Raw genomic sequence first — 883 nt, 5'->3', positions numbered from 1 at the left:
CCGCTCGCGGGCTCGCTGGGACACAAACACTGCGGCTGTGTCACTTCGTTCCGATTATAGCCGCCGTGTTTGCGCCCCTAAGCAGCGCGTTAGCTGCCACGGCACAGTAATGCACAACATCCTGTACATGTGCTCATTTCTGATCTAAACTTGTCCAATATAATGTACAAGTGGGGTGCAAAATGAGAATTGTCTCTTTTACCGAAGCTCGAAATGGTCTAAAAGCTGTTTTGGACAATGTCATCAACGATGCAGATACAACAGTAATCACTCGTCGTGACTCTGAAGATGCTGTTGTAATGTCATTAGATTACTACAACAGCCTTATGGAAACCGTTCATCTACTTCGTTCTCCAGCGAACGCTGAACACTTAAATCGTTCAATAGCACAGTTTAAAGCAGCAAAAACGAGCCAGCGAGAACTTATTGATGAGTAACAGGTTGTTATCATGGACTGATGAAGCTTGGAATAGTTACGTTTATTGGCAGACTCAAGACAAGAAAACATTGAAACGTATCAATAAGTTAATTTCAGATGTTAAGCGTTCTCCATTTGATGGAATTGGAAAACCGGAACCTCTTAAAGAGAATCTTTCAGGTTTCTGGTCCCGCAGAATAGATGACACCAACCGTTTGGTATATGCCGTGGACGATACCGCAATTACGGTTATCTCGTGTCGTTACCATTACTAGTAGGTGGCAGCTAACAATCAAATTAAGCCGCTCGCAGGCTCGCTGGGACAGTAACACATGGGCTCTGTCGCTTCGCTCGGATTCTAGCCCATGTGTTACTGCCCCTTATTTGGGTGTTATATTTTACGGAGAGTTCGCAGTAAATGGATGATGTTTATACAAATAATCAAGCAGAAATAGTTGAGTATGG

Annotated in this window: 2 protein-coding genes; both read left to right on the top strand. The window is 43.7% G+C overall.

What is annotated here, in order from left to right:
• Positions 1-182 precede the first annotated feature (182 nt).
• On the top strand, positions 183-437 hold the full coding sequence (locus ACXAGX_RS20485) for a type II toxin-antitoxin system Phd/YefM family antitoxin (protein ID WP_474840697.1): 255 nt from the start codon (positions 183-185) through the stop codon (positions 435-437).
• Positions 430-693, top strand: a complete 264-nt coding sequence (locus tag ACXAGX_RS20480; RefSeq protein WP_394223158.1) for a Txe/YoeB family addiction module toxin — start codon at positions 430-432, stop codon at positions 691-693. Before ACXAGX_RS20485 ends, ACXAGX_RS20480 begins: the two co-directional genes overlap by 8 nt.
• Positions 694-883: the final 190 nt, after the last annotated feature.

This window comes from Alteromonas sp. ABV4_515, assembly GCF_056160345.1.
Note: the sequence above shows the minus strand (reverse complement) of the source record. Positions and strands in the feature narration are given on the sequence as shown.

Bases quoted from the DNA above. Each gene is read 5' to 3' on its own strand.
- ACXAGX_RS20485 (WP_474840697.1), top strand. From the start codon at position 183: ATGAGAATTGTCTCTTTTACCGAAGCTCGAAATGGTCTAAAAGCTGTT.
- ACXAGX_RS20480 (WP_394223158.1), top strand. From the start codon at position 430: ATGAGTAACAGGTTGTTATCATGGACTGATGAAGCTTGGAATAGTTAC.